Annotated in this window: 12 protein-coding genes; all 12 read left to right on the forward strand. The window is 41.1% G+C overall.

The annotated features are described in order from the left end of the window. Window positions 1-146: 146 nt before the first annotated feature. Window positions 147-1,082: a ring-cleaving dioxygenase gene (locus tag AQ505_RS19090; protein WP_062549646.1), complete on the forward strand. Its 936-nt coding sequence runs from the start codon at window positions 147-149 to the stop codon at window positions 1,080-1,082. Between the two features lies 1 nt (window position 1,083). Beyond that, window positions 1,084-1,719: an alpha/beta hydrolase gene (locus tag AQ505_RS19095; protein WP_062549647.1), complete on the forward strand. Its 636-nt coding sequence runs from the start codon at window positions 1,084-1,086 to the stop codon at window positions 1,717-1,719. A gap of 9 nt (window positions 1,720-1,728) precedes the next feature. Then, window positions 1,729-2,445, forward strand: a complete 717-nt coding sequence (locus AQ505_RS19100) for a pirin family protein (RefSeq protein WP_062549648.1) — start codon at window positions 1,729-1,731, stop codon at window positions 2,443-2,445. Between the two features lie 4 nt (window positions 2,446-2,449). Further along, a complete protein-coding gene (locus AQ505_RS19105) occupies window positions 2,450-2,755 on the forward strand; it encodes a response regulator (protein WP_062549649.1) in 306 nt (101 codons plus the stop codon). Window positions 2,756-2,859: 104 nt separating this feature from the next. Then, on the forward strand, window positions 2,860-3,621 hold the full coding sequence (locus tag AQ505_RS19110; protein ID WP_062549650.1) for an ROK family protein: 762 nt from the start codon (window positions 2,860-2,862) through the stop codon (window positions 3,619-3,621). Then, on the forward strand, window positions 3,621-5,033 hold the full coding sequence (gene gndA, locus AQ505_RS19115) for an NADP-dependent phosphogluconate dehydrogenase (protein ID WP_062549651.1): 1,413 nt from the start codon (window positions 3,621-3,623) through the stop codon (window positions 5,031-5,033). The genes AQ505_RS19110 and gndA overlap by 1 nt, the downstream gene beginning before the upstream one ends. A 33-nt stretch (window positions 5,034-5,066) precedes the next feature. Then, entirely contained in the window at window positions 5,067-6,578 is a 1,512-nt protein-coding gene (gene zwf, locus AQ505_RS19120) for a glucose-6-phosphate dehydrogenase (RefSeq protein WP_062549652.1), read from the forward strand. A gap of 90 nt (window positions 6,579-6,668) precedes the next feature. Continuing rightward, window positions 6,669-7,394: a 6-phosphogluconolactonase gene (gene pgl / locus AQ505_RS19125; protein ID WP_062549653.1), complete on the forward strand. Its 726-nt coding sequence runs from the start codon at window positions 6,669-6,671 to the stop codon at window positions 7,392-7,394. A gap of 470 nt (window positions 7,395-7,864) precedes the next feature. Next, window positions 7,865-10,900 carry a beta strand repeat-containing protein gene (locus AQ505_RS19130; protein ID WP_082461638.1) on the forward strand — a complete coding sequence of 1,012 codons (3,036 nt, stop codon included), beginning with the start codon at window positions 7,865-7,867 and terminating at the stop codon, window positions 10,898-10,900. Between the two features lie 27 nt (window positions 10,901-10,927). Further along, complete coding sequence (locus tag AQ505_RS19135) at window positions 10,928-11,722, forward strand: hypothetical protein (protein ID WP_062549655.1); 795 nt, start codon at window positions 10,928-10,930, stop codon at window positions 11,720-11,722. 17 nt (window positions 11,723-11,739) lie between these two features. Next, window positions 11,740-12,681, forward strand: a complete 942-nt coding sequence (locus tag AQ505_RS19140) for a gliding motility-associated C-terminal domain-containing protein (protein WP_062549656.1) — start codon at window positions 11,740-11,742, stop codon at window positions 12,679-12,681. 157 nt (window positions 12,682-12,838) lie between these two features. Continuing rightward, the gene (locus AQ505_RS19145; protein ID WP_062549657.1) at window positions 12,839-13,966 is read left to right on the forward strand and encodes an NAD(P)/FAD-dependent oxidoreductase; all 1,128 of its coding nucleotides are present in this window, start codon (window positions 12,839-12,841) and stop codon (window positions 13,964-13,966) included.

A 13,966-nucleotide genomic window follows, 5' to 3' on the forward strand; every position in this document is an offset into this window, starting at 1 on the left:
TTAACCCGCTGCAGCTGACTTCTGTTTCAGGTATGGCTGATGTTTTCTTTTTCTTAAAGATAAGCAAAAAATGTATTTCTTACGATATGGTAAGATCCAGGAAAATCCATAGCTGTAAATTTGTATTGTAATTTAACAATTGAGCTATGAAAAATGAAATTTTAGGTATCCACCACATTACTGCAATCGCAGGCAATGCAAAGAAAAATTATGATTTTTACACCCGTATACTGGGCTTGAGGCTGGTTAAAAAGACCGTCAATTTTGATGATCCAAATACGTATCATTTTTACTATGGTGATGAGTATGGAACTCCTGGGAGTATTTTAACCTTCTTCCCATGGGAAGGGATTGGCGCTGGCCGTCGCGGAACCAGACAGGTGACTGAGATTGGTTATAGCGTTCCTGCAGGAAGTCTTGATTTCTGGCAAAAAAGATTAGAAGAAAACAATGTCATTTATAATAAACCTGCGGTAAAATTTGGAGAAAGGTACCTGACCTTTTTGGATCCTGATGGGTTAAAATTTGAATTAACAGAAGCACAGTATCCAGATACCAGGCCGCAATGGGAAACTAAAGAAGTGACGAAAGCCCATGCGACACATGGATTTCACCACATCACCATTACCAGTAATAAAATAGAGGCTACCGCAGCAATTCTGACCGGTGTTTTAGGCTACAGATTACTGACTACAGAGGTAAACCGCTCCCGTTTTATTACAGATGCAGTACCACATGCAGCTATTGTAGATTTAGTAGAAGCTCCAGGTGAAGCAATCGGTCATGTGGCAGGTGGGTCTGTACATCATGTTGCCTTCAGGGTAAAAGATGAGGAAACATTGATGTATTTCAGAGATCAAATTGTAAAATTGGGCTTGAACATCACGGAAAAAATCGATCGTAATTATTTTTACTCGTTGTATTTCCGCGAACCAGGAGGTGTACTTTTTGAATTGGCCACCGACAATCCGGGATTCACCATCGATGAACCTTTGGAAGAATTAGGCACGCATTTAAAATTACCTGCACAATACGAAAGTAACCGTACCATTATTGAAGGTATTTTACCAAAACTAGATTAATATGTATATCCATCATAAAAACATCAGTACTGCCGGATTGCCTGTGAATTCGGTAGCTAAAGCGATCATCTTTGTACATGGTCGTGGCGCATCTGCGGAAGATATCCTTTCCTTAAATCAACATTTACAGGTAAATGATGCCGCTTTGTTTGCGCCGCAGGCTACCAACCACAGCTGGTATCCTTATAGTTTCATGGCTCCGGTTACAGAAAACCAACCGGCCCTGGATTCCGCGTTATCAGTGATCAAAGAATTAGTGGAAGAAATTGAAGCACAAGGCATTCCTCAAAACAAAATCTTCTTTGTAGGGTTTTCACAAGGTGCATGTCTGACTTTAGAATACGTCAGTAGAAATGCAGGGCGATACGGAGGTGTCGTTGCTTTTACAGGTGGATTAATTGGTGAACAGCTTGATCTGTCCAATTATTCGGGAGATTTTAACCAGACGCCGATATTGATCAGCACTGGAGATCCAGATCCGCATGTGCCTGTATCGAGGGTAAATGAAAGTAAAAAGATACTGGAAGAAATGAATGCACAGGTCACTGTTAGCATTTATCCAGGAAGAGTTCATACCATTAGTAAAGCAGAGCTGGAATTGGCCAGAACCTTGGTTTTTCAGCTCACAAATAGTTAAGATTAAATTATGGCACAGACCGTATTACATAAAGCAGACAGCCGCAGCATCGCAGATCATGGCTGGTTAAAAAGTTTTCAAACCTTCAGTTTTGGAGGGAATTATAACCCGGAGCGCATCCAATTTGGTGCATTGAGGGTATTAAATGACGATACAATTGATGGAGGCACCGGATTTGGAGAGCACCCTCACGACAATATGGAGATTATCTCCATTGTATTGGAGGGTGGCTTGAAACATGAAGACAGTATGCACAATGTGGCCATTATTGAGCCGGGAGAGATTCAGGTGATGAGTGCCGGAACAGGTATTTACCACCAGGAGTATAATAAGGAAGAAAATGTGCCTGCCAAATTCTTACAGATCTGGCTGTTTCCAAATCAACGGAATGTGACACCTAGATATCAGCAGGAACGTTACGATACTACTTTATTGCCAAACCAGTTTATTCAGATTTTATCTCCGGATAAAAACGATGCGGGCGTATGGATTTATCAGGATGCCTGGTTTCATCTGGGGAAATTTGATGCTGGATTAAAAACCGACTACACTTTAAAAGGTAAAGGGAATGGCGTTTATGTTTTTGTGATCAAAGGATCGATTCAGGTGAATGGACAGGATTTAACAGAACGTGATGGTTTGGGGATCTGGGAAGTTGACAAACTGAACATCAATATATTAACAGATGCGGAAGTACTCTTAATGGAAGTACCTATGAATTATTAAGTCCATGAAAAAGAAAGAAATACTGGTGATGTGCTGTCACCCGGGAATTTTAACCACCTTGATCCGATTGATTGAAAAGTCTGGAGAATTTGCAGTTGCCGGTGCGGCAACTGCAGCGGAAGCATTAAATAGCTTTCGTTCCGGAGCTTTTGACCTCGTATTGATAGGTGCTGGCCTGAGTCCTGAAGCGGAGCAGGAACTGGAAAAAGAACTAAAAAAAATTAGACCAGAAACCCCTGTGGTCTACCACTTTGGCGGTGGAAGCGGCTTACTTTTCAGCGAGATCAAACAAGGCCTGGATCAGGCCTAATGTTTTTTTATTGTTTTATATTGACGTTTAGCATCTTTAAATGGTCGATTTTTTGTTATTTTGAGTGTTATTAATACACCGAGCTATCTTTACATCAATTACACATGCCTGAAGCAGAGAAAAACAGCAACATTTTATCCATCGACATAGGTGGAACCAGCATTAAGGCTTGTATTTTAGATGTTAAAGGAGAACTCCTATCTGAATACACCAAAATCCCTACTCCAAAAAACTCTAGTCCGGAGGTAGTGATCAAATGTATCAAGGACCTGGCTTCAAAGCTGGACCAGTCATTTGTTAAAATTTCTATCGGTTTTCCCGGATATGTGAAATGTGGTGTGGTACTTACTGCCCCAAATCTCGCAAAGAACAAATGGAATAATGTGGACCTTGCCCAACAGATCAGTGATACCTTTGGCAAACCAGTACGTTTGGTAAATGACGCCGATCAGCAGGCCTTAGGGGTAGTATCTGGAAAAGGTTTTGAAATTGTATTTACAGTGGGGACCGGTTTCGGCACTGCCTTATTATACGACGGTGACCTGCTTCCTCACCTGGAACTCGCACACTTCCCTATTAGCAAGAATAAAGACTACGACGATTACATCGGCGACAGGGGCTTTAATAAGGTTGGCAAAAAGGATTGGAATGAACGCTTACAGCGTGTTATTGAAATTTATAAAACCGTATTTAATTACGACACCCTATATATCGGTGGTGGCAATTCAAAAGAAATTACTTTTCAGTTAGACCCTAACATCATACTCGTTTCCAATAAAGATGGAATCAAAGGTGGTGCAAAGCTATGGGACTTGGAAGATAAATTTCATGTATTTACTACTCACCCTAAAATCAACAACAAATAATGAACAAGTACACTTTAGGAATGATTGGCCTGGGCACGATGGGCCGCAATTTATTGCTTAACATGGCCGACAATGGCTATTCTGTAACCGGTTATGACAAGAGTCCTGACATGTTGAAGAAGCTGGAAGAGGACGGAAAAGCACATCAATTGAAAGGTTTTGCCGTACTGGAAGACTTTATACAGAGTTTGGAATTGCCAAGAAGAATCGTTCTTCTGGTACCAGCGGGTGCAATTGTAGACAGTGTAATTCAAGAGCTTGTTCCATTATTGGATAAAGGTGACCTGATCATTGACAGTGGAAATTCTCATTTTACAGATACCAGCAGAAGAGCAGAAGAACTTGCAGCGCAAGGATTCCATTTCTTCGGTATGGGTATTTCTGGTGGTGAAGAAGGTGCAAGATTTGGTCCTAGTATGATGCCTGGTGGTGATAAAGAAGCTTATAATGCAGTTAAGCCAATTCTTGAAGCAGTTTCTGCGAAAGTAAACGGTGATCCTTGTGTGGCTTATATCGGCCCTGGTGCTTCCGGTCATTTCGTGAAAATGGTGCATAACGGTATTGAGTACAGTGTGATGCAAATCCTTGCGGAGACCTATGACTTGTTGAAAAACAGCCTTGGTTATAACAACGAACAGATTTATGCTACTTTCGATAAATGGAATAACGGCAGATTGAAGTCGTTTTTATTGGAGGTAACCAAAGACATTTTCAAAGTAAAAGATGTGAAATCTGGTGGTTACCTGATTGATGTGATCAAAGATCAGGCGAAATCTAAAGGTACTGGAAAATGGACTTCTCAGGTTTCTATGGACCTGCAGTTGCCAATTCCAACGATTAATGAGTCGGTGAGTGCAAGAGATCTTTCTAAGTTCAAAACTTTACGCGTTGCTTTAGGTGCGGCATTGCCTCATCCATCACAAAAAGTAGAAAACACAGTAGAGTTTGAAGCACATTTAGAGCAGGCGCTTTATTTTGCCATGATCACTTCTTATGCTCAGGGCTTACATTTATTAGCACAAGCATCTATTGAATATAAATATGAACTGAACTTACAAGAGATCTCACAGATCTGGCGTGGCGGATGTATCATCAGAGCGGTATTGTTAGAAGATATTTATCAGGCCTATAAAAAACACCCTGAGCTTCCTCATTTATACTCCGATGAAAGTATCCAGAAACAGTTAAAAGACATTTTACCAGGAACTAGAAATGTGGTGATTACCGCCATTCAACATGGTATTGCGGTACCTTGCTATGCTTCTGCCCTGACCTATTATGACTCGTTAAGAACTGCAAATTCGCCTTTAAACTTAACGCAGGCACAAAGAGACTTTTTTGGTGCACATACTTTTGAACGCACAGACGAAGAAGGTATTTTCCATGCCAACTGGAACGAAAATAACCTATAAATAACCCAGTGAACTAATACAACAATTTCACAAATGAAAACAAGCATCAACGTCAACCCAACCATAATCGTCATTTTTGGTGGTACCGGTGATTTAAATTTGCGCAAACTTGCGCCTGCACTTTACAATCTATATGCTGATGGTTTTATGCCGTCAAAATTCGAGATTATTGGTACAGCCCGAAAGAAGCTTACGGATGATGACTTCAGAAAAACACTAATGGGCGGTGTAAACAGCTTTTCAAGATCCGGTAAGGTGAAAGAAGAGAAGTGGAGCAAATTTGCAGCACATATTTCTTATAGTCCTGTAGATGTGGAAGCGCCGGAAACTTTTGGTGTTTTAAAAGCTAATATTGAAAAGTTCCAGGAGGAATTTGGACCAACTACACAGGTGCTTTATTACCTGGCTGTAGCGCCAAACCTTTTCCCACTGATTGCGAAATGTCTTTCTGAATATGAATTGGCAGGTGATGAAGACAATTGCAGAATTGTAATTGAAAAGCCTTTTGGAAGAGATTTAGAGACTGCAAAAGAACTGAATGCCATTCTTACCGGCATCTTTACCGAGAAACAGATCTATCGTATTGACCACTACCTGGGTAAAGAAACCGTACAAAATATCATGGCTTTCCGATTTGCGAACTCCTTCCTGGAGCCGTTATGGAACCGTACTTACATTGATCACGTACAGATTTCTGTAACCGAGCAATTGGGTGTTGGCGAAAGAGGGGGTTACTATGAAAGTGCAGGTGCATTAAGGGATATGATCCAGAATCACCTGTTACAATTGCTTTGTCTGATCGGAATGGAAACGCCAATTAACTTTGACGCTGACGAGATCAGAAATAAAAAAGTAGATGTATTGAAAGCGATGCGTCCTTTTAGTCCGGAAGATATCAGATTTAGTACCGTCCGCGGACAGTATTCTAAAGGATGGGTTGAAGGAAAAGAAGTACCGGGATATAGACATGAAACTGGTGTTGATCCAGATTCTAATACCGAAACTTTTGCTGCAATTAAGTTCTTCGTGGACAACTGGAGATGGCAAGGCATTCCTTTCTATGTTCGTACAGGAAAGCGTTTGTTCCAGACTTCTTCATTGATCACGATTCAGTTTAAAGACGTACCTCACCAGGTATTCCCCTCTGCGGTAACTGAACATTGGCAGCAAAACAGGCTGATCATCAGTATCCAGCCGGAAATGAGTATCCGTTTACAGGTACAGGCGAAAAGACCAGGTTTAGACATGGTATTAAACCCAGTAGATATGGTGTTCGATTATAAAGGAACGTATTCTTCTCAAGCACCAGAAGCTTATGAAACCTTGTTATTGGATGTCATGACAGGTGATCAAACGCAGTTTATGCGTGCAGATCAGGTAGAAAGTGCCTGGGAATTATTGATGCCTATCGTGAATGCATGGGGCAATAAAAAATCATTGAGCTTCCCGAATTATCCGGCAGACTCATGGGGCCCGGAAGATGCAGAAGCATTAATTGCCAGAGACGGCTTCCACTGGTTCACTTTACCATTGAAAGAAGATTAAAAACATAAAATAAACATTGTTCAAGAGGCTAATCCTGATACGGTCTACACCGATTTAGGATTAGCCTTTTAGCTAATAAAACAAATACGAATGAACTTATTGATTTATAAAACCCAGGAAGAATTACAGCAGGATTTAGTGGATTATATTGTTGCAATTGCCAACAAAGCGATTGAAGAACAAGGCTATTTCAATTTTGTACTGACCGGGGGCAACTCTCCAAAAGAATTGTACCACTCACTGGCTACAACCTATAAAGATAAAATCGACTGGACTAAAGTATATTTCTTCTTCGGCGATGAACGGAATGTGATGCCTGATCATGAAAGCTACAACGGCTTAATGGCAAAAAGAGCCATGCTCGACCTGCTGGAGATTCCTGCAAACCAGATTTTTTATGTAGATACTACCCTTGCTCCTGAAAAAGCAGCAATCGAGTATACGAAAGCAATTAATGCCCATTTCGATGGTGCTGACCTTTGCTTTGACCTGATTTTGCTGGGTATGGGTGATGATGCACATACAGCTTCCCTATTCCCAGGAACTACGATCCTGAATAATAAAGAAGTAGAAGTGGACTCTGTGTTTGTAGAGAAACTTTCTACTTACCGCATCAGCTTTACTGCTCCTCTAATCAATAAAGCAAAGAATATTGCATTCTTAGTATTTGGTGAGAATAAAGCAGAAGCAGTGAAACATGTGATCGAAGATCAAAAGAAAAACCCAAAATTATATCCTACACAATTGATTAAACCAGTAGACGGAAGCGTGACCTGGTTTTTAGATGATGCTGCCGCAGCTCTATTAGATCATTAGTCTATATTTTAAAATCGGTTAAAAAGACCGGCTTCCTATCAGGATAGCCGGTCTTTTTATTATTGGGACTTCAGAATTTTCATTTAGCGTAATCCAATACAACAAGTCATTGACAATGTGGTAATTTGAGGAGATACAACCCCAAAAAACAGCAATAATTTTATCAAATCCAGGAATAATACGCGTTCCAAAAGTTAATGATTTTTTACAATCATATAGGTTTTCGTTACAATAAGAGAAAGAAACAATGTTGATTTTCTTAATGAGAAATATTTTTCACCACAACCAATTATTAAAGAGAATAACGAATCATATATACCTCAAATTGGAATAAAAAGCTTAATTCCTTAAAATGGAATGAACAATATGAACAGCCGTTAAACACCTATTCTCTATTATGTTTGAGTAACGTAAAAAAATAGCTGTTTTATCGGCCCTGAGGGTAATAAAACAATAAAAACTCTCTTAAAATGTCGCTGTTCAGTTTAAAAAACATAAGTAGAAATTGTTTTTTATTACTATTAACGATTACGTTAATTGTGATCTGGGGAGGCGATGTGAAAGGACAACGGGTATATGGACAATATGTTGTAACGACTCCTGCAAATTCAGGTGGTTCGCCAGGAGCAGGTGGTGCGGGTGGACTTTTAGGCGGTGCTGGTAATCAAGGAACATTTTTAGTAACGAATCCAGGAAATGCAAGTGATGGTGACTTAACAAATTTTGCAACCCTTAGTGCAACTAGTGGTAGTGGAGGTAATTTAGGCGGAAATGTAGGTCAACTTTCTACTGCATTTATCAACCTAAACTTTACAGGCTCTGTTACGCCAGCAGCTCAAAATGCGATTATTTTTAAACTTACAGGTGGAGATTTAACTAAAATTTTTGTACAAGCATATAATGGCACTACACCTGTTGGCACCGCACAAGCAGTTAGCGGTCTGTCAAAAACAGGCTCCGGTGATTATATTTTTACACCTACTGCCGCATGTAATTCTATAGGAATTATAATCAACACAGCTGTTTCAGGTTTACTTGGAGTTACCTCAATTAATAATGCAAATATTTATTACGCTTATTTCATGGATCCAACCTGTTCCTTAAGCAGTTATACAACCACTAGTATGACTGGAATAAACGTCAGTTCTACTTTTCTAACCCCAGACAATGCAATTGACGGAAATATAACAACTTATTCCAGATTATCTACCGGACTCGGCGTAGCAACAACCTTAAATCAGGACATATACTTATCTAAATTAACAGGTGCTCAAGACGCAGCTACCATCACCTTTTCTATTCCACCATCTGTTCTGGCAGCCGGTGTTGCTGCTTACATTAATATAATCACTTATAATGGTACAACAAATGTTGGTCAGATAGCCTTTTCTGGACTCTTGCTAGGTACTGATTTATTAAACTTAGTAAAATCCGGATTACCAACTACGCTCTCTTACGCACCTGGTGTCCCTTTTAATCGTATTCAGATTTCCAGCTCTTCTTTGGTCGGATTGGCGACTAGTTTAGACATTTATGAAGTTACTACCACTCCTGCGAAGCCTACTTTTACCTCGACAACTACACAAAATGTGACCATTTGCGCTGGAAACCCTGCCACCTTAAACGCTATACCAGCTAGTTCAGTTAATGAATTGAGGTGGTATTCTGCCATAATGGGTGGAGCATTATTACATACCGGTAACTCTTATACACCAATCCCTACGCCTACCGCCGATACAACTACTTATTTTGTAGCGACTGGAAAAATAGGTTGTACTATTGAATCAGAACGTGTTCCAGCCAAAATAATCGTCCGACCGTTACCTGTTGTAGCTGCGATTACCGGAACTTTATCTACCTGTATGGGCTCAACAACCCAGTTGGGAAATCCTACCACTGGTGGTGCATGGTCTAGCCTAAATACAGCTATTGCAACCATAAGCAGTACTGGGCTTGTGAGTGGTGTTGCTCCAGGAACAGCCACAATTAACTATGTCGTCAACGGGACAAACGGTTGTCCGACTACGGTATTAGCAACCATCACCATAAACGCTTTACCTGTGGTTAATGCAATTACGGGAACTTTATCTGCCTGTATCGGTAATACCACACAATTATCCAGCAGCACTTCTGCTGGAGTTTGGACCAGCGGCACTCCTGCTGTGGCCACTATAAACAGCAGCGGATTAGTGACGGGAGTAACCACCGGAACTTCCCTGATCACTTATACGGTAACCAATGGAAATGGTTGTGTAGCCAGTCAAACCGCAACAGTAACCATCAACGCTTTACCGGTAGTTTCCGCTATTACTGGAACATTAACTGCATGTATAGGTAATACCACACAATTATCCAGTACTACTTCTGGTGGAGTCTGGAGCAGTGGTACTCCTGCCGTGGCCACTGTAAGCAGCAGCGGGTTAGTGACTGGTGTAACTTCCGGAACTGCTGTGATTACCTATACCGTAACCAATGCGAATGGTTGTACTGCTTCGCAAATGACAACTGTCACCATCAATCCTTTACCAGTTGTTGCCGCTATTACCGGCACTTTAAGCGCCTGCATCGGCAATACTACTCAATTATCCTGCAGCACTTCTGGTGGAGTCTGGACCAGTGCGACTCCTGCTGTAGCTACTGTAAACAGCAGCGGATTACTCACCGGAGTAACTGCCGGAACGTCAGTGATCACCTATACAGTGACCAATGCAAATGGTTGTATCGCTAAGCAAACCGCAACCGTCACCATCAACGCTTTACCTGTAGTTGCTGCGATTACAGGAACGTTATCTGCCTGTATCGGTAATACTACTCAATTATCCAGCACCACTTCTGCTGGAGTCTGGACTAGCGGTACTCCGGCTGTGGCAAGCATAAATAGTAGTGGATTGGTAACTGGCCTAACCTCCGGAACATCCCTAATTACTTACACAGTGACCAATGGAAACGGCTGTGTCGCTACACAAACAACGACAGTTACCATCAATGCTTTACCAGTAGTTGCTCCTATTACAGGGACAATGAGCACGTGTATAGGTAAAACAACTCAGCTAGCCAATACGACAAGTTCAGGAGTATGGAGCAGTGTTAATCCAACTATTGCGACTGTAAACAGTGCTGGTCTGGTAACTGGTGTTGCTGTTGGAACAGCTACAATTAACTATACAGTAACCAATTCAAATGGTTGTATCACAATAGTGACTACCAGCGTGGCTGTTCATTTGCAACCTGCCCTCCCAGCGATTAGTCAGAAAAACTTATGCTTAGGCCAATCCATAGACCTGAACACACTAAATCCAAGCGATGGAAACGGAACAACAGGCGGCAATTACTCCTGGTCTGCGATTGGTGCAGGAGGAACTCCTCTAAGCGCTACTCTGGTCTCCCCTGCACTTGGCAATACCACCTATTACTTAAGATATACAAAAGATGGCTGCTTCAGCGACAGCAGTGTGCTGATCATTATGCACCCAAAACCGCCTACCCCTCATGTCACTTTAAATTAACCTACATAAACTCTTAAAACTTAAATTATGAAAACGAAATTCAAAACCCTGAGCCTAATTGCAATTACATTTATCTTATTTGCATTACCTTTCAGCTCCTCTGCAGCTTCTTTTGCACTTTACTTATGCGGAGGGGCTACTGCCGGACTGATTCCTGACGCTGCTGTCAATGCCACGCTAAAAAATGGTGATAAAATTATGTGGCAAGAATTCGATGCTGCAGGAAATACCCCAATTGGTAGCCCTATAACGGTAACAGTAGCCGCAGATGCCACTCCACTACCTTTCACCGTAGGAAGCGGACTAAGTGTAGGCGCTCATTATTTTAAAGTATTTATTATTGCTGTTAACCCAAATAACTGTTCGGGGGATTTATCTGATCCATTCAGCCTTTATGTTTTACCTACCGCTGCTGTTGCTATTGGAACACCTTCCCAAACTAGTTTCTGCGAGGCCAATTCCAATCCAACTACCCAAAATTCAGTACTTACTGCCACTGCAACAGCATTAGATGCAGCACTTACAGATGTAACGTATGCATTTACCTGGACTGCAACAAAAGATGCGGCGGCTGTAACTGATGTAACTACCATTGGAGCAATCGGCCCAGTAAGCCCTGTAAATGTGAATACTTTTACTTTAAACAACACTGCAGGACATGGTGCTTATATATTCAAAGCAGGTGTTAAATATGTGATTGCTCCTGGGAATGGCGTATTAAAATCACCTAGTGACCTGGGCTGTCCAGCAGAATCTGCGGCATCAGCAACGATTACTGTAACTCCTAAACCAGGCAAACCAGGTATCCAAATTGCGTCCTAATCATTAGCTCATAATTAATGTTTAACAGAAAAACAGGTTTTGTGTCAGGTATGCTGTTGCTCAGTGCAACGGCATGCTTTGCGCAATCTAGTGGCCAGGCAACTGCAGTAATCCCTGCTGGTTCGTCCCTAAAACTTAGGGCTGCTTCTGTTAATGCAGTGAGTTACCAATGGTTAAAAAATGGTGTCATTATACCGGATGCCACTAATATTGAATATGCCGCTTTCGATCCCGGCATCTACACCGTAATTTCTTACAATACAAATGGCTGCGCTTCCGATATTTCAGACCCCCTCCTGCTCACTGGCGGGACGGTACTGGTGTTGAGTGCAGATGTGATGATCACCAAAAGTTCAGAGAATAAATCGATCACCGTAAATGATGCTTTTGAATACCTGTTACAGGTAAAAAACAATGGCGTCGGCTCTGCCAGCAATGTGAAAGTTCAGGACATCCTTCCGGAAAACATGGTCTTAGAACAGTTGCTTCACCCTAGCGTAGGTTACGCCGATTATACATTGGGCAGTAGAACCGTCTTATGGCAGATTCCAAAACTGGAGAATGGAGAATCAGCAAACTTAAGAATCAGAGTTAAACCTTCGAAACCCGGTATGCTGGAAAACACAGCGACTGTTTCCGCCACAGAATCAGATCCTGATCTGTCAAATAATACTTCTACCAACCGGAAATCAGTAACAGATTTAATTATTCCGAATGTATTTACGCCAAATGGTGATGGAAAAAACGACACGTTTACCATCCCACAATTGGAAAGATATCCTGAAAATGAACTGAGTATTTTCAATCGCTGGGGATCAGCAGTACTGGAGAAAAAACCTTACAAAAATGACTGGGATGGCTCTCAGCTATCAGAAGGTACTTATTTCTACCTGTTGAAGGTTAAAATGGCCAATAATACCTGGGAGGTATACAAAGGATTTGTCACGATTATCCGTTAAAATATAAAATATGCGCTCGATAGTTGAAAAAATCCGGCTCCTCTTCCTGAGGTAGCCGGATTTTTCATTTTTAGGAATTTTTAATACAATGTATGCCCTCAACAACAAAAAACAAATCATCAAGACCTTATGTTATTCACAATAACTATGAAAAGAGATGGAATCTAAGATTGAAGTACTGATAATAGGAGCTGGACTATCTGGATTAACGGCAGCACTTCATTTTTTAAAATCAGGATTTCCAGTTACGATGGTAGAAAAATCGTCCTATCCTCATCATAAAGTTTGTGGCGAGTACTTATCAAATGAAGTAATACCCTATCTGGAATGGCTAGGTATCGATTTAAACCTATTGTCTCCCGTATCCATTGATAAATTTCAATTTTCCACGAATGACGGACAACTGCTGCAAGCTACTTTGCCTTTGGGTGGTTTGGGAATCAGCAGGTATGCTTTAGATCATTTCCTTTTTCAGGAAGCGATAGCCAGGGGCTGTCATATCATCCAAGATACAGTAGTAGACCTGATTTTTAATGAAGATCTGTTCCTTGTTAAAATGGCAAATCACGACCCGATTACAGCAAAAATTGTGATTGGTGCTTACGGCAAACGAGATGGCCTGGATCAAAAACTATCCCGCAGCTTTATTCAAAAAAAATCACCATGGCTCGCTATAAAGGCACATTATGATGGTTCCTTCCCTGATGATCTGGTAGGCCTCCACAATTTTGAAGGTGGCTATTGCGGCGTTTCAAAAGTTGAAAAAGACAGGATCAATATCTGCTACCTTGTTGACTATGCTACTTTTAAAAAGTATAAAAGCATTCCAGAACACCGTTTGCAGGTACTTTATAAAAACCCTCATTTGAGAAGAATATTTGAAACTTCGAAACCCTTGTTTGATCAGCCTTTAACCATTGGACAAATATCTTTTGAGAAGAAAACAGTCATAGAAAACCATGTACTGATGATTGGTGATACTGCCGGTCTGATCCATCCTTTTTGTGGAAATGGAATGGCAATGGCCATTCATAGTGCAAAAATTTGTGCATCCAGCGTGATCGCCTATCTGGAAGGAGGATTGTTATCCAGGTCAAAACTGGAAAAACAGTACCGAACCTCGTGGAATCAAAATTTCCTGAGTCGCATCACTGCGGGAAAAATAATGTCTGGAATTCTAAGAAAAAAACAACTGACCAGTAAATTCATGCGTATATTAATAAAATATCCCTTTCTATTGTCCATGATGATCAAGCAAACCCACGGCAAACCGATAATACCCTAA

Source organism: Pedobacter sp. PACM 27299 (assembly GCF_001412655.1).
Classification (GTDB): domain Bacteria; phylum Bacteroidota; class Bacteroidia; order Sphingobacteriales; family Sphingobacteriaceae; genus Pedobacter.

Coding starts and splice junctions, on each gene's coding strand:
- pgl (WP_062549653.1), top strand. CDS start 6,669: ATGAACTTATTGATTTATAAAACCCAGGAAGAATTACAGCAGGATTTA.
- AQ505_RS19130 (WP_082461638.1), top strand. CDS start 7,865: ATGTCGCTGTTCAGTTTAAAAAACATAAGTAGAAATTGTTTTTTATTA.
- AQ505_RS19100 (WP_062549648.1), top strand. CDS start 1,729: ATGGCACAGACCGTATTACATAAAGCAGACAGCCGCAGCATCGCAGAT.
- AQ505_RS19135 (WP_062549655.1), top strand. CDS start 10,928: ATGAAAACGAAATTCAAAACCCTGAGCCTAATTGCAATTACATTTATC.
- AQ505_RS19090 (WP_062549646.1), top strand. CDS start 147: ATGAAAAATGAAATTTTAGGTATCCACCACATTACTGCAATCGCAGGC.
- AQ505_RS19145 (WP_062549657.1), top strand. CDS start 12,839: ATGGAATCTAAGATTGAAGTACTGATAATAGGAGCTGGACTATCTGGA.
- AQ505_RS19110 (WP_062549650.1), top strand. CDS start 2,860: ATGCCTGAAGCAGAGAAAAACAGCAACATTTTATCCATCGACATAGGT.
- gndA (WP_062549651.1), top strand. CDS start 3,621: ATGAACAAGTACACTTTAGGAATGATTGGCCTGGGCACGATGGGCCGC.
- zwf (WP_062549652.1), top strand. CDS start 5,067: ATGAAAACAAGCATCAACGTCAACCCAACCATAATCGTCATTTTTGGT.
- AQ505_RS19105 (WP_062549649.1), top strand. CDS start 2,450: ATGAAAAAGAAAGAAATACTGGTGATGTGCTGTCACCCGGGAATTTTA.
- AQ505_RS19095 (WP_062549647.1), top strand. CDS start 1,084: ATGTATATCCATCATAAAAACATCAGTACTGCCGGATTGCCTGTGAAT.
- AQ505_RS19140 (WP_062549656.1), top strand. CDS start 11,740: ATGTTTAACAGAAAAACAGGTTTTGTGTCAGGTATGCTGTTGCTCAGT.